Annotated in this window: 19 protein-coding genes; 8 read left to right on the forward strand and 11 right to left on the reverse strand. The window is 69.7% G+C overall.

The features are described 5' to 3' along the window. The first annotated feature begins 32 nt into the window (after positions 1 to 32). Genes ACYVJJ_RS09355 through ACYVJJ_RS09365 form a run of 3 tightly spaced genes read left to right on the forward strand, consistent with a single transcriptional unit; the run spans position 33 to position 3,922 of the window. A complete protein-coding gene (locus tag ACYVJJ_RS09355; protein WP_460832980.1) occupies positions 33 to 821 on the forward strand; it encodes an RNA methyltransferase in 789 nt (262 codons plus the stop codon). A 45-nt stretch (positions 822 to 866) separates the two neighbouring features. Further along, positions 867 to 1,790: a phosphate/phosphite/phosphonate ABC transporter substrate-binding protein gene (locus ACYVJJ_RS09360; protein WP_460832982.1), complete on the forward strand. Its 924-nt coding sequence runs from the start codon at positions 867 to 869 to the stop codon at positions 1,788 to 1,790. Next, complete coding sequence (locus ACYVJJ_RS09365) at positions 1,787 to 3,922, forward strand: putative bifunctional diguanylate cyclase/phosphodiesterase (protein ID WP_460832983.1); 2,136 nt, start codon at positions 1,787 to 1,789, stop codon at positions 3,920 to 3,922. The genes ACYVJJ_RS09360 and ACYVJJ_RS09365 overlap by 4 nt, the downstream gene beginning before the upstream one ends. Positions 3,923 to 3,930: 8 nt before the next feature. On the opposite strand, the gene ACYVJJ_RS09370 is transcribed toward ACYVJJ_RS09365, so the two are convergent. Both ACYVJJ_RS09370 and ACYVJJ_RS09375 read right to left on the reverse strand, forming a co-directional pair. Beyond that, complete coding sequence (locus ACYVJJ_RS09370) at positions 3,931 to 4,560, reverse strand: exopolysaccharide biosynthesis protein (protein WP_460832985.1); 630 nt, start codon at positions 4,558 to 4,560, stop codon at positions 3,931 to 3,933. Next, positions 4,544 to 5,878, reverse strand: coding sequence for a hemolysin family protein (locus ACYVJJ_RS09375; RefSeq protein ID WP_460832987.1), 1,335 nt, complete (start codon positions 5,876 to 5,878; stop codon positions 4,544 to 4,546). The genes ACYVJJ_RS09370 and ACYVJJ_RS09375 overlap by 17 nt, the downstream gene beginning before the upstream one ends. A gap of 207 nt (positions 5,879 to 6,085) precedes the next feature. On the opposite strand from ACYVJJ_RS09375, the gene ACYVJJ_RS09380 reads away from it, so the two are divergent. Beyond that, positions 6,086 to 6,712 carry a DUF47 domain-containing protein gene (locus tag ACYVJJ_RS09380; RefSeq protein ID WP_460832989.1) on the forward strand — a complete coding sequence of 209 codons (627 nt, stop codon included), beginning with the start codon at positions 6,086 to 6,088 and terminating at the stop codon, positions 6,710 to 6,712. A 12-nt stretch (positions 6,713 to 6,724) separates the two neighbouring features. Beyond that, entirely contained in the window at positions 6,725 to 7,852 is a 1,128-nt protein-coding gene (locus tag ACYVJJ_RS09385; RefSeq protein WP_460832990.1) for an inorganic phosphate transporter, read from the forward strand. A gap of 190 nt (positions 7,853 to 8,042) precedes the next feature. Here ACYVJJ_RS09385 and ACYVJJ_RS09390 read toward each other — a convergent pair whose 3' ends face one another. Further along, positions 8,043 to 8,453, reverse strand: a complete 411-nt coding sequence (locus ACYVJJ_RS09390) for a hypothetical protein (protein WP_460832992.1) — start codon at positions 8,451 to 8,453, stop codon at positions 8,043 to 8,045. A 33-nt stretch (positions 8,454 to 8,486) separates the two neighbouring features. Here ACYVJJ_RS09390 and ACYVJJ_RS09395 point away from each other — a divergent pair, with 33 nt between their 5' ends. Both ACYVJJ_RS09395 and ACYVJJ_RS09400 read left to right on the forward strand, forming a co-directional pair. Beyond that, complete coding sequence (locus ACYVJJ_RS09395; RefSeq protein ID WP_460832994.1) at positions 8,487 to 8,849, forward strand: MGMT family protein; 363 nt, start codon at positions 8,487 to 8,489, stop codon at positions 8,847 to 8,849. 54 nt (positions 8,850 to 8,903) lie between these two features. After that, entirely contained in the window at positions 8,904 to 9,596 is a 693-nt protein-coding gene (locus ACYVJJ_RS09400; protein ID WP_460832996.1) for a rhomboid family intramembrane serine protease, read from the forward strand. 69 nt (positions 9,597 to 9,665) lie between these two features. Here ACYVJJ_RS09400 and ACYVJJ_RS09405 read toward each other — a convergent pair whose 3' ends face one another. Together ACYVJJ_RS09405 and ACYVJJ_RS09410 are read right to left on the reverse strand one after the other, a co-directional pair. Further along, positions 9,666 to 11,675: a M13-type metalloendopeptidase gene (locus ACYVJJ_RS09405; RefSeq protein ID WP_460832998.1), complete on the reverse strand. Its 2,010-nt coding sequence runs from the start codon at positions 11,673 to 11,675 to the stop codon at positions 9,666 to 9,668. Positions 11,676 to 11,809: 134 nt separating this feature from the next. Beyond that, the gene (locus tag ACYVJJ_RS09410; protein WP_460833000.1) at positions 11,810 to 13,918 is read right to left on the reverse strand and encodes a M13 family metallopeptidase; all 2,109 of its coding nucleotides are present in this window, start codon (positions 13,916 to 13,918) and stop codon (positions 11,810 to 11,812) included. Positions 13,919 to 14,335: 417 nt separating this feature from the next. Here ACYVJJ_RS09410 and ACYVJJ_RS09415 point away from each other — a divergent pair, with 417 nt between their 5' ends. After that, on the forward strand, positions 14,336 to 15,640 hold the full coding sequence (locus ACYVJJ_RS09415) for a DEAD/DEAH box helicase (protein WP_460833001.1): 1,305 nt from the start codon (positions 14,336 to 14,338) through the stop codon (positions 15,638 to 15,640). A gap of 137 nt (positions 15,641 to 15,777) precedes the next feature. Here ACYVJJ_RS09415 and ACYVJJ_RS09420 read toward each other — a convergent pair whose 3' ends face one another. From ACYVJJ_RS09420 to trxA, 6 genes are all read right to left on the reverse strand, one after another. Further along, positions 15,778 to 17,574, reverse strand: coding sequence for a DUF885 domain-containing protein (locus tag ACYVJJ_RS09420; protein ID WP_460833003.1), 1,797 nt, complete (start codon positions 17,572 to 17,574; stop codon positions 15,778 to 15,780). Positions 17,575 to 17,649: 75 nt separating this feature from the next. Beyond that, positions 17,650 to 18,432 (reverse strand): queuosine precursor transporter, encoded by a 783-nt coding sequence (locus ACYVJJ_RS09425; protein ID WP_460833005.1) that lies wholly within the window; start codon positions 18,430 to 18,432, stop codon positions 17,650 to 17,652. A 5-nt stretch (positions 18,433 to 18,437) separates the two neighbouring features. Then, positions 18,438 to 19,088, reverse strand: a complete 651-nt coding sequence (locus ACYVJJ_RS09430; RefSeq protein ID WP_460833007.1) for a DUF502 domain-containing protein — start codon at positions 19,086 to 19,088, stop codon at positions 18,438 to 18,440. A gap of 22 nt (positions 19,089 to 19,110) precedes the next feature. Next, positions 19,111 to 21,102: a serine/threonine-protein kinase gene (locus tag ACYVJJ_RS09435; protein WP_460833008.1), complete on the reverse strand. Its 1,992-nt coding sequence runs from the start codon at positions 21,100 to 21,102 to the stop codon at positions 19,111 to 19,113. Between the two features lie 51 nt (positions 21,103 to 21,153). Next, positions 21,154 to 21,603, reverse strand: a complete 450-nt coding sequence (locus ACYVJJ_RS09440; RefSeq protein WP_460833359.1) for a DUF4442 domain-containing protein — start codon at positions 21,601 to 21,603, stop codon at positions 21,154 to 21,156. A gap of 16 nt (positions 21,604 to 21,619) precedes the next feature. Continuing rightward, positions 21,620 to 22,486, reverse strand: a complete 867-nt coding sequence (gene trxA, locus ACYVJJ_RS09445) for a thioredoxin (RefSeq protein WP_460833010.1) — start codon at positions 22,484 to 22,486, stop codon at positions 21,620 to 21,622. Positions 22,487 to 22,488 lie beyond the last annotated feature (2 nt).

Raw genomic sequence — 22,488 nt, forward strand, 5'->3', positions numbered from 1 at the left:
GATGGCGGGGCGCGAAGCTTACCATTGAGGGCATGAGCACCGACCCCTTCGACCTCGCCGCCGGCCGTGTCCGCATCGTCCTCGTCGGCACCCAGCACCCTGGCAACATCGGCTCCGCCGCCCGTGCCATCAAGACCATGGGCCTGTCACGGCTGGTCCTCGTCGCGCCCGAAGTCGCCCCGAACGCCGAGTCGCAGGCGCTGGCGGCCGGGGCCGACGACGTGCTCGCCGGCGCCGCGACGACGCCCGACCTCGCGGCGGCACTCGCCGGCTGCCGGCTCGTGCTCGGGTGCACCGCCCGCAGCCGCCGGGTGGCGCTGCCCGAGCTGAGCCCGCGCGAGGCGGCGGGGCGGCTCGCGGGTGGCCTGGACGACGGCGACGTCGCGCTCGTGTTCGGCCGTGAGCGCACCGGACTCACCAATGAGGAGCTGCACCTCTGCCACGCGGCGGTGCACATCCCCGCGAACCCCGGGTACAGCTCGCTCAACCTCGCGGCCGCCGTCCAGGTCCTCGCCTACGAGGTGCGCATGGCCCTGCTGGATCGCGCGGGCGCCCCCGGGCCGGCCGAGCCGCGCGACCCGCCGGCGTCGCACGAGCAGCTCGAAGGCTTTTACGCGCAGCTCGCCGAAACGCTCGACGCCATCGACTTCCACAAGGGCCGCACACCCGACAGCGCCCTTCGCAAGCTGCGCCGCATCTTCAACCGCGCCGACCTGGACGAGCGCGAGCTCCGGCTGCTCCGCGGGGTGCTCGCCGACGCCCAACGCATGGCGCGGCTCGCCGGAGACCGTGACGGCGGTCAAGGAAGTATCGCGGGCTGACGGTTTCGATTAGGCTGGGGCCGGGGAGCACTTCCGGCTGTCGTCGTGATCGCGCGAATACTTCGTTTCGCCTGCCTGCTGCTGGCCGCCGCCGCCGCGTGCCCGTCGCTTTCCGCGGCCGAGGCCTCCAACGGCGTCCTCGTGCTCGGCCGGATCAGCGACGACCCACGCGCGCACTACGACCAGCTCAAGCCGCTGCTCGACTACGTGGTGCCGCGGATGGCCGACGTGGGCATCCGCGAAGGCCGCATCCTCATGGCACGCGACGCCCAGCAGATGGCCAGCTACATGCGCCGCGGCCGCGTCGACTGGATCACCGAGACGGCGGGCACCGCCTCGCTCCTTCAGCAGCGCGGGGGAGGCCGCCCGATCCTGCTAACCGAGCGCGACGGCGTCAGCCAGTACCACAGCGTCTTCTTCGCGCGTCGCGACCGGGGCCTCGACGGCCTGGAGGACCTGCGCGGGCGTCGCGTGGCATTCCAGCGCCCTTCGTCGACCAGCGCCTACTTCGTACCCGCCGCCACGCTCCTCGAGCGCGGCATGCCGCTCGAGATCCTCCTCTCGCCCGACGACCAGCCGAGCCCGGGCGCCGTCGGCTACCTGTTCGCGCGATCCGAGCTCAACATCGCGACCTGGGTGCACAAGGGGCTGGCGGATGCCGGCGTCATGAGCAACCTCGACTGGGAGAACCCCGGCCGCGTGCCCGCGGCATTCCGGCGCGACTTCGTCCTGATCGGGCGCACCGACGACTACCCGCGCGCCGTGGAGATGGTCCGTCGTGACCTCGACGCGCGGATCGAGGCGCGGCTCCGCCAGGTGCTGCTGCAGGCGGCGGGCGATCCCGCGGCGCGCGATGCGATGCTCGCGTTCTTCGGCACCACGCGCTTCCTGCCGATCGACCCGCGGTCCGAGCGCGCGCTGCAGGCGATCGGGCGTGGCGTGAGCCGGGTCAGGGCGGACGTCGAATGAAGCTCCGGTTCGGCCTGCAGGCGCAGTTCTTCGCCATGGTGGGCTTCGCCGTGCTGATGGTCAGCGCGCTGATGGTGCTGTTCTGGATGCGCCAGCAGGAGGTGACCGGCATGGTGGAGGCCATGTCGCGCCGTGCCTCCGACCAGGTGCTCGACGCGGACCTGCGGCGCCGGGCCACCGGCACCGCCGAGCAACTCGCCGAGGCGCTCGCCAATCCGCTCTACTACTTCGACCTCGACGCCGTCGGCGCACTCGCGCAGGCATCGCTGCGCCAGCCGGGCGTGCGCTATGTACTGGTCTTCGACGCGAACGGCAACATCCTGCACGACGGCACGCCGGACATCCCGACCTACGGCCGTCGCATGGACGACGTGCTGGCGTTCGAGGCCATCGGCGCGCGCGAGGTGCATGTGCAGACCACGCGCGACGTGATGGATGCGGTCGCCCCCGTGATGATCGGCGATTCCCGCCTGGGCGGCGTCCGCGTGGGCTTCGACCGCAGTGACGGCCGGGGGTTCCAGGACGCGGCGATGGTCGAGCTCGGCGGCCAGATCCGCGAGCTGGGGCAGCGCCAGCTGCTCGCCATCCTCATGCTCTCCGGCGCACTGCTCGCGCTCGCCGGCGTGCTGCTTGCGCTCATCCAGCGCAGCCTGGTGCGGCCGATCAGCGCGCTCGCCGATTCCGCCCGCGCGATCGAGGGCGGACACTTCGACGCGGAGATCCCGTCGACGCGGCGCCAGGACGAGCTCGGTGACCTGATCCGCGCCTTCGGACGGATGAGCCGCAGCGTCGCGAGGCACAGTCGCGAGATCCGGCGGATGGCGTACACCGATGCGCTCACCGGGCTGGCCAATCGCCTCGCGTTCCGCGAGCTGCTCGACGCGCGGCTCCTGCAGCTCGACGGCGCGGAGCAGCAGCTCGCGCTGCTGTTCTGCGACGTCGACGACTTCAAGCGCGTGAACGACACGCTCGGGCACGATGCCGGCGACGAGGCGCTGCTGCAGTTCGCGCACCGCATCGCGCAGATCGTGGAGCGGATCGGCGGTAGCGGCGGGCGCGTCGCCCGTTTCGGCGGCGACGAGTTCGTGATCCTCGTGGAGGGCGTGGGCGTGCGCCAGACCGCCGCGCGACTCGCCGAGGAGCTGATCACCGCGTTGTCGGAGCCGCTCACGCTGCACGGCCGCCAGATCTTCATGGGCACGTCCGTCGGCATCACGCTCTATCCCGACGACGCGGCCGGCGCGACCTCGCTGCTCAAGAACGGCGACATCGCGATGTACCAGGCGAAGGTCGCGGGCAAGCACTGCTACCGGTTCTTCAGCCGCGCGATGAACGAGGCGGTGGAGCGACGCGTCCACCTCGAGCACGAGCTGCGTGGCGCCTGGGATCGAGGGGAGCTGCGGATCGTCTACCAGCCGGTCTACCGTCTTCGCGACCACGCCCTCGTCGGCGCCGAGGCGCTACTGCGCTGGCGGCACCCCGAGCAGGGCGTGATCGCGCCGTCGGTCTTCATCGACGTGGCGGAGCAGAGCGGCCTGATCGAGACGATCGGTCCGCAGGTGATGCGCGCGGCCTGCGGCGATGCGATGCAGTGGGAACGGGCGCGCCCGCCGGGGCGCCCCCCGCTGTTCGTCTCGGTCAATGTCTCGCCGCGCCAGCTGCGCAGCGGCGACCTGGCCCGCATGGTCGAGGCGAGCCTGCGCGACGCCGGGCTGCCGGCCGACCAGTTGCACGTCGAGCTGACTGAAACCGCCGTCATCGGCGACGAGGCGCATGCAAGCCAGCTCCTCGCGCGCCTGCGCTCGATGGGCGTGAAGGTCTGGCTCGACGACTTCGGCACCGGTTTCTCGGGGCTTTCGCACCTGCGTCGCGTGCCGGTCGACGGCGTCAAGATCGACCGCAGTTTCGTGGCCGACGTGCTGCGCGATCCGGACGACCTCGCGCTGACATCGGCCATCATCGCGATGGCCCATTCGCTCGGGATCACGGTCGTCGCCGAGGGCGTCGAGAAGGAAGGCCAGTACGCGCTCCTGCGCGAGCGTCGCTGCGACCTCGCGCAGGGCTACTGGCTCGGCCACCCGCTGGAACTCGCCGATTTCCTCGCACTGGCGACGGAAGCCGTCGAGGCCTGAGTCAGGCCTCAGCCGAGGCGGTCGAGGAACCGCGCGGCCGCACCGGCGAGGCTGCCGGACAGCACGCCGAACACCACCACGGCCGCGAGCCCGCTCAGCCAGGCCACGCCCATCAGCACGCCATCGCGCTCGAGCAGGGCGAGCGCGAACAGCAGCAGCAACGCGGCGAGGATGTAGTTGGTAAAGGGGATCGGCAGCGACAGCAGCAGGCCGAGCACCAGGACCAGCAGCCCGGTCACGATGTCGGGCAACCAGTGGTCGAGCATCACCGTGGCGCGCGGCCGCACGACGTGCTCGAGGCGTCCCAGCCACGGCGCGAGCAGGTCGCGCAGCCGCGCCATCGTGCCGCGGTTCGGGCCGCGACGGGCCACGAAGCCGGGCAGCCACGGTTGACGCAGGCGCAGCAGCAGCTGCACGCCCACGAGCATCACCAGGGGGCCGCTCAGTGCGCCCGCCAGGCCCGGGATCGGAATGAAAGCGGGTGCCGTCGCGGCGATCAGCAGCATGCCGAAGGAGCGATCGCCGAGACCGCGGAACAGGTCGCCGAGCCGCAGGCGCTCGGCGGCATCGCCGTCGGCGAAGCGGTCGAGGAGGGCACGCGTGCCGACTTCGCGGGATGCCTCAGCCCGGTCGCGCATCGCCCTCGTCCTCGGGCTCGTCGACGCGTTGCAGCAGGAGCTTGTCGATGCGCGGTCCGTCGAGGTCGACGACCTCGATCCGCCAGCCATCCCAGAGGAACGACTCGCCGGCGTGAGGAATGCGGCCGAAGTGCGCGATCACCATGCCCGCGGCCGTGTGGAAGTCGTGCTCCTCCTCGCCGGGCAGGACGCTGCGCCCGACGACTTCGCGGAGCTCCTCGGTGCCGAGTGCGCCGTCGACGAGCAGCGAGCCGTCCTCGCGCACCACGACAGCTGCGGTGGCCTCGTCGCCCTCGCTCGACTGGATGCGCCCCAGCACGGCGCCCATCAGATCGTTGACCGTCACCAGCCCGGTGACGTCGCCGTATTCGTCGACGACGAGGGCGAGCGATTGCTGCTCCTCGCGGAAGATCTCGAGGAGCTTGAGCGCCGGCGTCGATTCCGAGACGAACAACGGCTCGCGCAGGTTCGCGAACAGGTCGGGCATCGCGCCCGTGCCGAGCGCGCTGAGCAGCGACTTCGCCTCGAGCACGCCGAGCACGTCCTGGTCGTTCGCGCGGTAGACGGGAAAGCGCGAGAAGGGCGCCTCGCGCATCGCCTCGATGCTCTCGTCGACCGCCGCGCCCGCATCGAGCCAGACGATGCGCGTGCGCGGCGTCATCAGGCTTTCGGTCGAGCGGTCGCCGAGGCTGAGCACCCGGTTCATCATCTTGCGCTCGTCGGCATCGATCACGCCCTGCTCGTGGCTCTCGCTCACCAGCATGCGGATCTCCTCTTCGCTGACGCCGCTGCGCGAGTCGTCGCGCACGCCCATCAGGCGCAGTACCCCGCGATTGATCATGCCGAGCAGGCGCACGGCCGGTCGCGCGGCACGCGCGAGTGCGTTGAGCGGGAGCGCGACGAGGACCGCGATGCGCTCGGGATCGGTGAGGGCGAGGCGCTTGGGGACCAGTTCCCCGAAGATCACCGAGGCCGCCGTGATCAGGCCCACGGCGATGCCGAGCCCGATCTTGTCGGCGTATTCCCGCGCATCGGGCCACCAGCCCTCGAGGTGCGACGCGATCAGCAGCCCGATCGCTTCGCCACCGAAGACGCCGGCGAGGATGCCGATCAGCGTGATGCCGATCTGCACGGTCGACAGCAGGTTGTCCGGATGCTCGGCCAGCGCCAGCGCGCATCGCGCGGCGCGTCCGGCCGCGCCCTTCTCCTCCCCCATCTGCTTGAGCCGCAGCTTGCGCGACGTCATCAAGGCCATCTCCGACATCGCGAAGAAGCCGTTGAGCAGGATCAGGAAGGCGACGACGAGCAACTCAACCACGTCGACCCCCGGGGGCGGGCGAGGCGGGCAGGCAGGACACGCAGTGGATCAGACTTCGCGGTTCCGGGTCGTCGTCCATGGAGGGGGCAGGGGGGTGGGGGCGCCGATGGTAACAGTCGCGTGAAGGACCAAATTGTGAAGGCAGGGCTACACCGGGTCATCGAACCGTCATAATTGGCGGATCGCCGTACCCACCACGAGGCCCGCATGTTTTCCCTGCAGACGATCTTCGGCCAAGGCAAGCAGTTCTACTCGCTGCTCGAAGAGGCCGCCGTCGCGGCGCACGACAGCACCCGGTCGCTGCATGCGATGCTGCGCGACACCGCGCAGCAGCCGGCACTCGATGCGTTCAAGCTCGCGCGCCAACGCGAGCGGACCGCCTCCGACAAGATCCGGCAGGAGCTGGTCAACAGCTTCATCACGCCGATCGAGCGCGAGGACATCGAGGCACTCGCCTCGGCGCTGTACAAGATCCCGAAGCAGGTCGAGAAGTTCGCCGACCGCTACTCGCTCGCGCTTCGCCACCTGCAGGGCATCGATTTCGCGCCACGCGCGGCGATGCTTGAACAGGCCGCCGGGATCGTCGTCGAGATGGTGCGCCAGCTGCCGGCGATGAAGCTCGAGCCGATGAAGGCACAGATCGACCGTCTGCGCGCGGTCGAGAACGAAGCCGACCGCCTGATGCTCGAGCTCTACCGCGACATCTATTCCGGCAACCTCGACTCCCAGCAGATGTTCCTGCTCAAGGAGTTCTTCGAGATCCTCGAGAAGGCGATCGACCGCTGCCAGGACGCGGGCACGGTCGCCTACGAAATCGTCCTCAAGAACTCGTAAGAGGCCGCCGCGATGCTCACGCTGGTCCTTCTCGTCGTGCTCGCGGCGCTGGTCTTCGAGTACATCAACGGCTTCCACGACACCGCGAACTCGATCGCGACGGTCGTGGCGACCAAGGTGCTCTCGCCCGCGCAGGCCGTGGGCCTGGCGGCCTTCACCAACCTCGTCGGTGCGCTCTGGGGCACCGCGGTCGCCAAGACGATCTCCTCCGGCCTGATCGATTCGGGCGTCGTCGACGTCAGCTCGCAGCTGATCCTGTGCGCGCTCATCGGCGGCATCGTGTGGAACCTGATCACCTGGTGGTGGGGCCTGCCGTCGTCGTCGTCGCATGCGCTCATCGGCGGACTCGTGGGCGCGGCGTTCGCCGCGGCGATGAACAATCCGGAGGTCATCATCTGGTCCGAAGTGAAGGACCCCTGGTACAAGAGCGCCGGCATCCTGTGGAAGGTGATCGTGCCGATGGTCTCGTCACCGATCGCGGGCTTCACCGCCGGGTTCGTGGTGATGGGGATCCTGTTCGCCATCATCGGGCTCATGGCGCGCAGCGGCGGCGCATTGGCGCGGATCGCGCGACCGCGGTGGATGAACGCCCTGTTCGGCAAGGCGCAGCTGGTCAGCGCCGGGGCCATGGGCTTCGCCCATGGCTCGAACGATGCGCAGAAGACGATGGGCATCATCGCCCTCACGCTCGTCAGTGCGCAGACGGCGGGCACGCTCGAGGACCTGCCCGGGTGGCTCTCGTTCCTCCATCCGTCGCAGAATGCGATCGCCGATGGTGACATCGACCTGTGGATCAAGCTCACCTGCGCCATCGTGATGGCCGCCGGTACCGCCGCGGGCGGCTGGCGCATCATCAAGACGCTCGGCCACAAGCTCGTGAAGCTGCATCCGATCCACGGCTTCGCCGCGGAGAGCAGCGCCGCCGCGGTGATCCTGACCGCTTCGCACCTCGGCATCCCGGTCTCGACGACGCACAACATCTCGTCGGCGATCATGGGCGTGGGCACCGCGAAGCGCTCGAACGCGATCCGGTGGACGGTCGTGGAGCGGATGATCTGGGCGTGGATCCTGACGATCCCGATGGCCGGCGGCATCGCCTACGGGCTCTTCAGCCTCTTCCGCATGCTCGGCTGGGCCTGAGCCGCCGACAAGAGAACCCCGGTGGGGGCTCATCCACCGGGGTTCGGCTCCCGAGCGGGAGACGCACTCGCTTCGGAGAGTGCGGCGGGCTCGCCGCGCGACCACCATCCGCCGGAAGCGGTTAGTCACCCGTCAAATTAGTGTTTCGATCGTGGCGGTGGTTCATGGCCGTGCCGAGCGGCGCCGCCCGTCAGAAGAGATCCCCGCCCGCGGAGAGCATGCGCTCCATGCGGTCGCCGACGCCGCCGATCTCGAGCACCAGCCGGTGCACCTCGGCGAGGTCGAGACCGTCGAGCGGCCGGTTCTCGCACAGCTGCAGGTGCGGTACGCCGTCGAGGTCGCCGGTGGCGAGATGGCCCACCTGGCTGTCCCAGTTGAAGACCAGCGCGCGCCGGGCGTCGACTCCCGTCATCGGTGCGACCACCGTACTCACGCGCAGGTAGGCACGCCCGTCCTCGTCCGCGCTCCGGCTGAGGAAGATCGACTGGTGGCGGCGACCGTGGTCGAGCGACAGCTCCACGCACATCATCTCGTCGTCGTGCAGCTTGATGTCGTGGCCGGCGCCGTCGAGGTACTCGCGGATCGCGTCGAAGTCGCGCATGGGGTTCTCCTGGACGACCGCTATGCTAGCGCCATGACGGGTGATTCCGGTATCCACGACGCGGCCACGCGGATCCATGCGGCGATCCGCGCGGTGCCGCGCGGCCAGGTCGCCGGCTACGGCGAGATCGCACGCCGCGCCGGGCTGCCCGGGCGCGCGCGGCTGGTGGCGCGGCTGCTGAGCCGAGGCGATGTGCAGGGGTTGCCGTGGCACCGCGTACTCCGCTCCGACGGGCGCATCGCCTTTCCCGAAGGCAGCGTCGGTCATGCCGAGCAGTGCGCGCGCCTTCGCGCGGAAGGCGTTGTCGTCGAGCGCGGTCGCGTGGTGGGCATGGCGCGCGCGCGTCCCCTCGCCGAGAGCCTCGACGCGGCGCTGTGGGGGCCGCCGGGCGGCTGATCCTCATCCGATAGTGCGGTGCAGCAGCTAACATGGTGGCGTCAAGGAGACGCCATGTTTTCGAAGCTGCCCCTCGCGACGCGCTACCTGCTGATCGCCAATGCGGTGGTGTTCCTGCTGCAGGCGCTCGTGTCGAACCTCCCGCAGGGCGGAGTCGGCGACGGGCTCTGGCGCGTGTTCGAGTACCTCGAGCTGCACCCGATCGGCAGCGGCGACGGGGATCGTCCGGGCTTCATGCCGTGGCAGCTCGTCACGTACGGGTTCCTGCACTTCGATGTCGCCCACTTCTTCTTCAACATGCTCGCGCTGGTGATGTTCGGCGCGCAGGTGGAGCACACCTGGGGCGCGAGGAAGATGCTGACGTACTACCTGACGTGCGTCGTCGGTGCCGGGCTCTGCCAGCTCGTCGTGGGCTACGGAACCATCGCGATGGGCGGCGAGCCGTATTCGACGGTCGGTGCCTCGGGTGGCATCTTCGGGCTGCTGCTCGCCTACGGCATGCTCTTTCCCCACCAGCGCGTGATGCTGCTGATCCCGCCCGTGCCGATGAAGGCGCGCACGCTGGTGATCGTCTACGGCCTCATCGAACTGTTCTTCGGCCTGACCGGCACGATGCCGGGCGTCGCGCATTTCGCGCATCTGGGTGGGATGCTGTTCGGCTGGCTGCTGATCCGCCATTGGCGTCGCCGGCCTCCGCCGGGTCGTGGCGGACGCGCGTCGCGCAGCGGACTGCGCATCGTCAACTAGCTTCAGGCCAGGCGCGGAACGTCGCGGTGATGCGGCGGTGCCGATGCGGCACCGCCGACCATCGATCGCTCACGGCCAGAGCCGCACCTGCTGCTCCGCCTTCGGCTGCATCGGCGTCCCCGCCTTGCAGGTAAACGCCGCGCCGAACGCGGGCTGATTCATCAGCGGCACGTCGCTGCGCCAGCGGCCCGGTGGATAGGTGCTCGTCGCCGCGCGCTCGGTGGCGACGTCGACGGATACCTGCTCCGGCCAGAGCCGCGCCCACGCGGTGTAGAAGGCCTGCATCGTCTCCTTCGGTGCGCCCGGCTGGGCCTGCTGCAACGCGGCCTGCGCGAGCTCGACGCCCGCCTGGTCGGCGATCAGCATGTCGTCGACGAGGCTGCCGTTGACGCGGACGCCCGTGAGGGCGGGATAGGGCAGCGCGCTCGCCTGGCCGGCGACGCGGCTCGACAGCGACGTCCACGCGGCCGTCTCGACCGGCGTCCACCAGTCGCGCGCCTGACCCTTCGCATCGATGAGGCGACCGCGTGCGTCGATCGCATGGCTCAGCTCATGGCCGACGAGCGCGCCGTACGCGCCGTACAGCGCGGGTGCGGTCTGGGTGACGTCGAACACGGGCGGCTGCAGCATCGCCGCGGTGACGATGAGGCGGTTCTGCGGCACGTCGTACGTCAGCGCGGGCTGCTGCGGGAGCACGTCCCAGCGGCGGTCGGCATTGCCGCGTCCGATGCGTCGCATCTCCTCGCGATGGCGCCATGTCGAGGCGATGAGCATGTTGCTGCCGAAGCTGCCGCGCCCCATCGGTTGCACGGTGAAGTCGAGGTCGCGACGCGGGGCGCCGACTTCGATGCGAAGCGCCGCAAGCTTGGCCTTCGCCTCCGCACGGGCCGCCGGCCCGAGGCGCGCATCGCGATCGATCATCGTCGACAGGGCGTCGCGGATCTGCCCCGCGATCTCCTCGGCGCGCGCGCGCGAGGTCGCCGGCAGGTAGCGCGCGACGTATTCGCGGCCGAGCATCGGGCCGGCTGCCAGGTTGATCGCGTCGAGCACCGCCTGCTGGCGCGGCACGGGCGAGACCTGCCCGCCGAGCACGCGGCCGCGGAAGTCGAAGCTCGCATCGCGCCAGGACTTGCTGAGGTAGGGCGCCATCGCGTCGCCGACGCGCCAGCGCAGGTAGGCCTTCCACTGCGCGGGCGGCAGCGAGGCGACGTAGTTGTCGAGCGCGGTGAAGAGCGCCGGGTTCGCCATCGACACCTGGTCGTCGCTGACGGCTTGCGCCTTGAGGAACTCCGCGAGCTGCAGGCGCTTGAACTGCTTGCCGAAGCCGGCCGTCGGCACGGCCGCGTAGTTCGCGCGCGGATCGGCGCCGCGCGCGAGCGGGCGGGAGGCCTGCGCGAGGCGGGTTTCCAGGTCGATCACCTGCTGCGCCGTCGCCGCGACCTGCGCCTGCGGCACGCCCGTGAGGAGCAGGATCTTCTCGACGTAGGCGCGGTAGCGCGTCATCACCTCGCGCGTTTCGGGGTCGGTGCGCGTGTAGAAGGCCGGGTCGGGCAGACCGAGGCCGCCGTCGCTGAAGTAGCCGATGTGGCGGTCGGTATCGGCGAGGTCGATGTCGGCGCTGAAGTTGAACGCGACGGGGATGCCGACCTGGTGCAGTGCGGCGATCGCGGGCGGGATGTCCTTCGCGCGGCGGATCGCATCGATGCGGGACAGGAGCGGCGCCACGGGGTTCGCGCCGTCGCGCTCGACCGCGGCCTCGTCCAGGCCGCTGGCCCAGAAGGCGCCGAGCAGCGTCTGGATCTGGCCCTGAGGCGCCGTGGCGGCGGCATTGAGCAGGTCGATCTGCTGCTGCTGCGCGCGCTGGCGGAGCTGGTCGAGCGCGGAGACGGACGTGGTGCCCGGGACGAGCGTATGCGCACGGTACCAGTCGGCATTCGCGAACGCGTGGAAGTCGGTACAGGCCGTCGGCCCCGCGGGCGCAGCCGGCGCACGCTTCTTCTTCTGGGCATCGGCCTGCGGAGTGGCGAGGAGCGCGAATGCGGCGAAGGCGAGGGCGCAGGCGAGCGGGCGTGGGGTCATCGCGGGGGTCCGATGGCGGAATCGGCGGAAGTCTAGCAATGCGCCTTCGCGTGGTTTGAACGAATTCCTCACGCACGCCACAACGAAAAAGGCCCGGGAAATCCCGGGCCTTTTCCTGGCTCATCGCGGACCGCTTACCAGATGACGACCTGCTGGTCGCCCTGGCGGACCATCGGCTGGCCCGGCGAGCAGCCGAAGGCCTTCGCGAATGCCGGCAGGTTCGACGGCGCACCGATCGCACGGAAATTCGCCGGCGCATGCGAGTCGGTGGTGAGGCGCACCTTGAGCTCTTCCGGCGTGAAGTTGCGGCGCCACACCGTCGCCCAGTTGGCGAAGAACCGCTGGTCGCGCGTCATGCCGTCGATCATCGGGTCGGGCGTGCCGGCGGTGGCGCGCACCATCGCATCGTAGGCCGTTGCGATGCCGCCGAGGTCGGCGATGTTCTCGCCGAGGGTCAGCTTGCCGTTCACCTTCGCGCCCGGCGCGGCCTCGTAGGCATTGAACTGGTTCACGAGCTTGTCGGTCAGGCCCGAGAAGCCCTTCGCGTCGGCGGGCGTCCACCAGTTCTCGAAGTTGCCCGTGGCACCGAAGCGCGAGCCCTGGTCATCGTAGCCGTGGATCATCTCGTGGCCGATGACCGCGCCGATGCCGCCGTAGTTGAGCGGATCGTCGGCCTTCGGGTCGAAGAAGGGCGGCTGCAGGATCGCGGCCGGGAACACGATCTCGTTCTGCAGCGGGTTGTAGTAGGCGTTGACCGTCTGTGGGCTCATGCCCCATTCGGTCTTGTCGACCGGCTTGCCGATCTTCGACAGCTGCCACTTGTAGTTGAACTCGTTGGCGGCCATCACGTTGCCGATGTAGCTGTCGCGCGACGTCGCAAGGCCGTCCCACTCACGCCACTTGTCGGGGTAGCCGATCTTCGGCGTGAAGCTTGCCCACTTCTCCATCGCCTTCTTCTTGGTGTCCGCGCTCATCCAGGCCAGGTTCTCGATGCGGTCCTTGAGCGCCGCGCTGAGGTTCTTCACCAGCTCCTGCATGCGCGCCTTCGACTCCGGCGAGAACGCGACCTGCACGTACATCTGGCCCAGTGCCTCGCCGGCCTGGCCGCCAATGGTCTGCAGCACGCGCTTGCCGCGCTCCTTCATCTCCTTCTGGCCGCGCAACGCCTTGTTGTAGAAGTTGAAGTGCTCCTGCGCGAAGTTGTCCGCGAGGTAGGGCGACGCGCTGTCCACGAGATGGAAGCGCAGATAGCTCTGCCACTGCGCAGCCGGAACGTCGCCGATCATCCGGCTGACTTCCTTGTGGAAGCCCGGGATCGCGAGCGAGAACATCTGTGGCGGCGCGACGCCCTGCGACTCGAAGAACGTCGTCCACGGAAAGTTCGGCGTGAGCTTGTCGGCTTCGGCCGGGGTGATCGGGTTGTAGTAGAGCGAGACGTCGCGCGAGAGCTCCTCGCTGGACTTGGAGGCCTTCGCCAGGCGCGTCTCGAACGCGATCACGTCCCGGGCCTGCTTCGCGGCGTCGGCGGCCGGGATGCCCGACAGCTCGAGCACCTTCGCGACATGCTGCTGGTAGGCCGCGAGCTTGTCCTTCTTGTCCTTGTCGACGTAGTAGCCCTTGTCCGGCAGGCCCAGGCCGGCCTGGCCCGCGTAGGCGATGTTCACCGCCGAATTCTTGAAGTCGGCCTCGGGGCCGAACGAGAACAGCGTGCCCTCGCCGCGCGCCGCCGTCGTGCGCAGGTGCTCGGCGATCTGCGCAGGCGTCTTCAGCGCGGTGATCGCTTCGATGCGGCTCTGCAGCGGCGTGAGGCCGGCTGCATTGATCGCCGCCGCGTCCATGCCGGTCGCCCAGAAGTCGCCGACGATCTTCTCCACGCCATCGGCGTTCGGCATCGCCGCGGCCTGCTCAGCGAGCTGGCGCTGCACGGCATTGCTGCGCTCGTCGAGCATCTCGAACGCGCCCCAGGAGGTGCGGTCGCTCGGGATCGGGTTGGAGGCGAGCCACGTGCCGTTGACGTAGCCGCCGAAGTCGGTGCACGCGTTCTTCGAGGCGTCGATGTCGGCCTTGGCGAACCGGTTCACCGGCGGCAGGCGGCTCTCGTCGAGGCGCAGGGTTGCCGGCGCGGCGGCCGGCGCGGCATCTCCGACGGCGGCCTGGGGGACGGCCTCGTCCTTGACGGGGCAGCCGGTGAGCACGGCAGTGATCGCGAGCGACAGCAGGAGGGGGGATTTCTTGGGGATCACGTCGGGCTCCGGGCCAGGACAGTGGGACGGGGATGCCGCACATGGCGACAGACACGCCGCGTGGCATGCCATACGACATTAGCGGCTGCGAGCGGCCAGCGGCGGGTGTCGAAGGTCATGGCACGGTCGCCTGAACGAAAATCACAGCGCTCAGGCAGCCCGGCGCCTTTTCACGTACCATTCGCCCCGTTCAGCGCCTGGCATCGCCGCTTCCGCGGCACGCTTCCCAGGTTTCTTTCGCTCTCGCCCGCCTTGCGCGGTTCCGGTGCGACGGTCATCCCGCACGATTTCTCGGCGCAGACACGCATCCGGCGAACGCAGGATGCGTCACGACGTTCCATCTCGCAGCGCGGTTCAGGGAAAGCTCCGAGTCGATCCACGGCAACGCCGTGGCACCTACTGTTTCCGGAGTTTTCCATGACGATCGATACCTCGACGTTCGAGGCGCTCGGCCTGTCGCCCGCCATCCTGCGCGCGCTCGCCGACCAGAACTACACCCAGCCCACCCCGATCCAGCAGCAGGCGATTCCGCTGGTGCTGTCGGGTCGCGACGTGCTCGGCGGTGCCCAGACCGGCACCGGCAAGACCGCGGCATTCGGCCTGCCGCTGCTCAATCGCCTCGGCAAGACGACCGCGATCAACGGCCCGCGCAAGCCGCGCGCGCTGATCCTCGTGCCGACGCGCGAGCTCGCGGTGCAGGTCACCGAGAGCCTGCGCGGCTATGCGCGCCACCTGCGCATGAGCATTTCCGCCATCTTCGGCGGCGCCGGCATGCAGCCGCAGGTCGACCTGCTGCGCCGCGGCGTCGACGTGCTCGTCGCTACGCCCGGCCGCCTGATCGACCACATGGATCGGGGCACCGTTCGCCTCGACGAGATCGAGATCCTGGTGCTCGACGAGGCTGACCGCATGCTCGACATGGGCTTCCTGCCCGCGATCAAGCGTGTGCTCGCCAAGCTGCCGAAGCAGCGGCAGACGCTGCTGTTCTCGGCCACGTTCGAGACGCGCATCAAGCAGCTGGCGCTCGAGTTCATGCGCGACCCGCAGCAGGTGCAGGTCACCGCGAACAACACGATCGCCGACACGATCGCGCATCGCGCGCATCCGGTGGACGCGTCACGCAAGCGCGACCTGCTGGTGAAGATCCTGACCGAGCGCTACACCGACCAGGTCCTTGTCTTCGGTCGCACCAAGCACGGCTGCAACCGTCTTGCGGAGCAGCTGGAGGAGGCGGGCCTGAAGGCCGTGGCGATCCACGGCAACAAGAGCCAGGCCCAGCGTCAGAAGGCGCTCAATGCGTTCAAGTCGGGCAAGGCGCGCGTGCTGGTGGCGACCGACGTGGCCGCGCGCGGCCTCGACATTCCGGACCTTCCGCTCGTCATCAACTACGAGCTGCCGATGGTCGCCGAGGACTACGTGCATCGCATCGGTCGCACCGGTCGCAACGGCGCGAAGGGCGAGGCGTTGTCGCTGGTCGCGATGGACGAAGGCCCGCTGCTCGGGCAGGTGCAGAAGTTGCTGCAGCAGAACGTGCAGCTGGTCGAGGTGGAAGGCTTCACGCCCGCGCGTCCGCTCCAGTTCTCGGGCCCGGTGCCGAATGCGCGTCGCAAGCCCGCGCATCGTCCGCACGGCAAGCCGGCGGTGCGCCATGCGCATGCCGGTCCGAAGCAGGGCCGCACCGGCAGTGGCGAGCGCCGCCGCAGCGGAAGCGCGCCGCGCTGACGGCTCGTCGAACGCGTCAAGGAAAAGGGCCGCTCACGCGGCCCTTTTCTGTTCCCGCCGTTGCACAACCCGCGACGTGAGGGAGGTGGTGCGCAGAAACGACCGACGACGCCTGGAGGCGCCGCCGGCCGCCGCCATCAGGCCTTCTTCGACGCGATCCAGCGGTCGATCTTCGCCTCGAGCACCTGCAGTGGCACCGCGCCGTCCTTCAGCACTTCGGCATGGAACTCGCGGATGTCGAACCTGCCGCCGAGTGCCTTCTCCGCGCGTGCACGCAGTTCCTTGATCTTCAGCTCGCCGATCTTGTACGCCAGCGCCTGGCCCGGCCACGCGATGTAGCGCTCGGCTTCCGCGGTCGACTGCGTCTCGCTCTCGGCCGAGTTGTCGAGCATGTACTTGATCACCTGCTCGCGGCTCCAGCCCTTGCTGTGCAGGCCGGTGTCGACGACCAGCCGAATGGCGCGCCAGAGCTCGTTCTGCAGGTAGCCGAAGTAGTTGTACGGATCGGTGTAGACGCCCAGGTCCTTGCCGAGCGACTCGGCGTACAGGCCCCAGCCTTCCGCGAACGCGGTCTCGCCGCCGAAACGGCGGAACTTCGGCAGGTTGGTCAGCTCCTGCTGCAGAGCGATCTGGAAGTGGTGGCCGGGGATCGCCTCGTGCAGGTAGAGGTCTTCGGCGTCCCACGTCTTGCGCGTCGGCAGATCGTAGGTGTTGACGTAGAAGATGCCGGGGCGCGAGCCGTCCTCGCTGGGCGACATGTACGAACCACCCGCGGCGGACTTCGCGCGGAACGCCTCGACCGGGCGGATCTCGAACGGCGACTTCGGGATGAGCGAGAACTGCTGCGGGATCTTCTCGTTGATCTTGGCTTCCAGCCCGCGGTAGTGCTTGAGCAGGTCGTCCTCGGTCTTGTACTCGAAGCGCTTGTCCGTGCGCATGAACTGGAAGAACTCCTGCAGCGAGCCCTTGAAGCCGGTCTGCTGCATGATCTTGCGGATCTCGCCATGGATGCGCGCGACCTCGGCGAGGCCGATGTCGTGGATCTGCGCCGGGGTGAGGTCGGTGGTCGTGCTGGCCTTCGCGCTGAAGGCGTACCAGGCCTGGCCGTCGGGCAGCTTGTCGATGCCGTATGTCTCGCGCGTCGCAGGGATGTACTCGTCGTTGATGAAGGCGCGCAGCTTGCGGTACGACGGCATCACCTTCTGCTCGATCATCGTGCGGTAGGCGGCGGTCAGGCGGGTGCGGTCGGCCTCCGAGAACTCCTTCGGCATGCTGGCGATCGGGCCCCAGAACATCGTCTTCTCGGCGCTGTCCTGGATGAGCGCATCGAGCTGCGGCACCACTTTCACCATCAGCGCGCGCGGCTGCACCACGCCGGCCTTCATGCCGGCGCGCATGTTCTCGATGGAGGTATCGATCAACTGCGGCAGCTTGTTGCCGCGCGCGAGCCAGTTCTCGTAGTCCTTGACGGTCTTGAAGGGCTGGGCGCCGGTGCCCGAGCCCATCTGCACCGCGAACATCGGGATGCTGCCCATCTGGTTGACCGGCATCATCCAGCCCGGGAAGCGCTCGCCTTCGAGCGAGTTCCTCGCGTCGCGGACGAAGATCTCGTAGCTGAGCAGGTCCTGCCCCGACAGGCCCTCCGGGCCGACGGCCTCGATCGTCTTGAGCCAGCGCTCGGTGAACGCGCGCGCTTCATCGCGGAACTGCTTGCTGCCGAAGTCCGGCAGCTGGTCGTTGTAGCGGGGATCGCCCTGGAACGTGGCCTGCAGCGGATTGAGCTTGAGCGACTCCTCCCAGTACTGCTCGTAAAGCGCGTTGAGCCGCTGGGCCTTGGACTGCTGCGTGGCGGCCTGCGGCGCCTGGGCGAGGGCGGGGAGGGCGACGGCCCCCGTGACGAGTGCGACGGCGAGGACGAGCGGGCGGAGGGTCATGGTGGACTCCTTGAGGGACCCGCCAAGCATCGCGCAGGCGCCCGGTCCGCACGCCGGTCGGAAGTCACGGTGCCTTCAGGCGGCCGCGGCGACCCGGAGCGCGTCGGCGCGGTCGCGCCCGAGGTAGCGCACGATGCCGGCGCGCACGAGGTAGATCAGCGGGATGAGCGCGAGGGCGGCGAGCATCTTGTAGGCGTAATTGACGGTGCTGACCGCGAGGAAGAGCGACGTCGGCCACTTCTGCGGTCCGAGTACGAACGCGATGTAGAGCACCACGAAGCTGTCGACGAGCTGCGAGACGGCGGTCGAGCCCGTCGCGCGCAGCCAGACCCAACGCTCGCCCGTGGCCCGCCGGATCCGCTGGAACACCGCCACGTCGATGAGCTGGCCCAGCACGAAGGCCACCAGCGAGCCCGCGATGGTCCAGAGGCCCTGCCCGAACACCGCGGTGAATGCCGCCTGGTAGTCGGCCACGCCCTGCGCGCGGGCGGCGCCGACCCACCAGTCCGCCGGCGCGAGCGCGATCGCGGCGAAGGCGAACAGGAAGCCGTAGACGATGAGCATGGCAGCGAGCGTGGAGACCAGCCGCACGCCGCGGCGGCCGAAGAACTCGTTGATGACGTCCGTCATCAGGAAGACCACGGGCCACAGCAGCGTGCCCGCGGTGAAGCTGAGCGAGCCGCTCTGCCCGAACAGGCGCCACTCGAACGGCGCGATGCCCAGGGTCGGCTCGAGCGCGAAGATCTTTACGCCGATGAACTCGGCCAGCACCGTGTTCACGCAGAACAGGGCGGCGAGCCCGACGAACAGGCGCGTCGCGCGATCGGCGAGGAGATGCGGCGGGGCAGGCGGGTGCATCGCGCTCACTCTGCGGCTGGCGGCGAGAACGGAATGCTCTCGGGCGATACCGCGCCGCCCGAGATGATGAAGCTCATCGCCTGGTCGACGGTCCAGTCGGTCGGCGTGATCTTCTCGACCGGCACGATCTCCAGATAGCCCGAGGTCGGATTCGGCGTCGTCGGCACGTAGACCGCGGCCAGCTCGCGGCCCGTGCCCTGTTCCTTCAGCACGCGCGTGACGAAACCGATCGACTTCATCTCGGTATGCGGGAAGTCGATCAGTACCACGCGCTGCGTGCCGTCCGGCTTGGTCTGCAGGATGTCGAGCAGCTGCCGCGCGCTGCCGTAGATGATGTTCGCGAAGGGGATGCGCTTGATCAGCGCCTCGAACCACCGCAACACGCGCTGGCCGAAGACGCGCCGCGCCATCAGTCCCGAGAGCAGGATCACGCCGAGCGTGGCCAGCATCGCGAGCGAGTTCTGCACCCACGGCTCGACGAGCCACGCGAGCGACGGGCTGCCCGCCGCCGCGCCCTGCAGCGCCGGGCCGATCAGCGGACGGCTGATGTCGGAGAGCAGGCCGAAGACGAACGTGACGACGACCCACGTGAGCCATAGCGGCAGCAGCGTGAGCAGCCCGGTGAGGAAGAGGCCCTGCAGGGTGGATTTGCGCATGCGCCGATTCTACGGCGCCGGCTCAGCGCTCGCGGATCAGGCGGAAGCCGACGTCGTCGTAGCCGCGGTTGGCCTGCAGCAGGCTCGCGGCGGTGCGCCCACGCCAGGAGCCGGCCGTCACCCGGCGCTGCGTGCAGTTCGTGCCGCAGTCGCGCAGCCACAGGCCCACCGTGCGGCTGCCGGACTGTGCCGGCATGCGCGATGACTCGGCCTCCGTCGGCAGGCGATAACGCTCCCCGGTCTGCTGGCCGAGCCACTGCGCATAGGCCTCGGCGTCCTGGTAGGAGACGCAGACCACTGCATCGCCCCCGGACTGCTGGAAGCCGGGCGACTTCCAGGAGCGCGGCGCGAAGACGCGCAGCAGCGAGGCGCGCTCGCGGCAGAGGGCCGGTGCGCGCCGCGTCGCCTCGACGAAGCGCTCGAATTCGCCGCGCGTCACCGCATGGCGCGCCACGGCACCGGTCGGCAGGCCGTCGCTCGAGCCACCCACCACGGGTGCACGACCCGCGGCGACCGCGGCGACGTCCTTCGTCCAGGCGGCGAGATCGCGGTCGGCGACGTCGAGCTCGCGCGCGAGCTCGATCACACGGCGCGCCTCGCGTGCGTCGCGGCGCCGCAGCGCATCTTCCAGGCGCTTGCGCGTGGCGTCCGTCGTCGACTGGCGCAGCGTCTTGGCCGCGGCGGTGCCATCCCGGCCGGCGAGCGCGATGAATTCCTTCGCGCCTGCGTGGATGCGGCGCGCCTGTGTGTCCTGCCCGGCGCGGAGGTCGCGCACGACGCGCTCGCGCATCACGGAATTGAAGTCGCGCGCGAGGTCCTGTACCCGCGGATCGTGCGGGCTGTCGCGCCAGGCGGTCATGACCGCGACGAGTGCGTTGTCGCGCTCGGGTGCGACGAGCTCCCCGCGCGCGAGGTGCGCGCGGGCCTGCTCGATGGCCACCTCCAGCGTGGCACCGGGTAGCGGCGCGAGCATCGAGTCGATCGGGTCGGGATCAGCGGCCGGGGGCGGAGTCGAGGAGGCTGTCGCCGCGGGCGGCGAGCTCGCCGGGGGCGTGGTCCGCTCCGCACGCGGCCAGAAGGCGATCGCCGCGGCCGCGAGTGCAAGAACCGCGACGATGGCCGCAAAGCCCCGCATCGCGTTTCCGCCGAGCACCGAACGCGTGCGCTCCCAGACCGGCAGCCACCGTGGCGGGCGCACGGCGTGCATCGCCTCGCGCATCTCGGCGGCCGTCTGGAAGCGCTGGTCGGCCTGCTTCGCGAGCGCCCGATGCATGAAGCGCTGCCAGTGCCGCAGGTGCCGCGGCATCCTGGGGATCGGGTTCTGCGCATGCATCAGCGCCATCGAGAGCGCGTCCTGCGCCTCGTACGGCAGGCGGCCCGCGAGCGTCTCCCAGAGAAGCACGCCCAGGCTGTAGAGATCGGCACGCCCGTCGACGTCCTCGCCGCGCGCCTGCTCCGGCGCCATGTAGGCGGTGCTGCCGACGGCCAGGCCCGCCGCCGTGACGCGCGGCCCATAGCCGCGGCGCAATGCGATGCCGAAGTCGGCGAGCAGGGGACGCCCGGCGTCGTCGAACAGCACGTTCTCGGCCTTGACGTCGCGATGGACCACGCCGCGCGAATGCGCGTACTCCAGTGCCGCGAGCAGCGCGTCCGCGATCCCGACAGCGCCGGGCTCGTCGCGCGTGTAGTCCTTGTCGCCGAGGTGCCCCTTGGCGAGATGGGGCATCGAGTAGTAGGGCACGCCTTCGCGCGTGCGGCCGAGCTCGTGGATGCGCACGATGTGCGGATGCTCGAGCCGCGCGATGGTGCGCACCTCGTTCTCGAAGCGCCGCCGGCTGATCTCGTCCGACAGTGCATGAGGCGCCATCACCTTGAGCGCGACCTGCCGCCCCAGCGCCACCTGTTCAGCGAGATACACGGTGGACATGCCGCCGCGGCCGACCTCGCCGAGCAGGCGATAGCCCTCGACCTGCGGCAATTCGGGTGCGTGCGGTCCGGGGCTGGGTTCGGTCATGTCCGCCCGAGCATACGACGCCACGCGAGCAGCGCGAAGACGGCGGCGCGATCAGCGTGCAGGTTTGCGACGCACGTAGAGCTGTTTGCGCACGCGAGCGACGACTTCGCCGTCGGCATCGACCACCGGCGTCTCGAACCAGTGCAGGTACTTGCCGCCGTCGGCCGTGCCGAGGCGGATCGCCTCGAGCGTGTCGGCATCGAGGTGGAAGTCCGCATGGACGCGGCTGCGCCCGGGACGGAGGAAGTCGACCGTCGCCGACCGGTCCCAGACCCAGTAGTCCGTCCCGAGACTGCGCATCACCAGCAGCATCCAGAACGGATCGGTCATCGCGAAGAGGCTTCCGCCGAAGTGCGTACCCACCGCATTGCGGTTCCAGGGCCGGAGGCGCAGCTCGACGCGCGCATGGCGCCAGTCGTCGGCGATGCGGCTCACGTGGATGCCGGTCGCCAGGAACGGCGGCCAGAGGTTCATCAGCAGGCGCAGCGCGCCGGCCGAGATACGCGGAACCACGACCTCAGAACAGCAGCGAGGACATGCGGCGGCGGTAGCGGCCGACGAGATCGTCGTCGGCGACCACCCGGAACGCATCGATGAGGGTGCGGCGGGGCAGGCCGTCGTCGAAGGCCCGGTCGCGGCGGAGCATCTCGATGAGGTGCTCGAGGCCGTCCTCCTCGCGACCGCCGAGCAGGCGCTGGACGGCGAGCAGGTGGCGTGCACGGAGGTCGGCGGGGTCGGCGGCGACGGCGGCCTCCAGCACCTCCGGCGGCGGCGCGTCCTTCGCCGACGCAAGCAGGCGCAGGTGGCTTCGCGCGCGCTCGGCGCGGTCGTCGGTAGCCAGATTCGCGGGGAGCGCGTCGAGGATGCCCTCGACTTCGGCCGTCGCGCCGGTCTGGAGCAGAGCCAGCGCGAGGTCGAGCTTCAGCGCGTCGTCGTCCGGCTTCGCCGCCACGTCGGCACGCAGGCGCACCACTTCGGCGTGCGCGTCGACCGGCGCGCGCTCGGGCTCGGCGGCTGCCGGGGAGGCGGCGCGGGGCTCGATGCCGTGCGAGGCGAGGAACTCGCGAAGCGCGCCCTCCGGCATCGCACCGGGGAAGCCGTCGACGAGCTGGCCGTCCTTGACCAGGAAGACCGTCGGGATCGAGCGCACCTGGAAGGCCGCGGCCAGCTGCTGCTCCTTGTCGACGTCCACCTTCGCGAGCAGGAAGGCGCCGCCGTAGGCATCGGCGAGCTTCTCCAGGACAGGGCCCAGCTGCTTGCAGGGGCCGCACCATTCCGCCCAGAAGTCGACCAGCACCGGCACCTGCAGGGAGCGCTGGAGGACTTCCTCCTGGAAGCGGTCGGCGGTGGCGTCGAAGACATGCGGATGGGCGGCGTCGATCATGG

The organism is Lysobacter humi (ex Lee et al. 2017), from assembly GCF_054781815.1.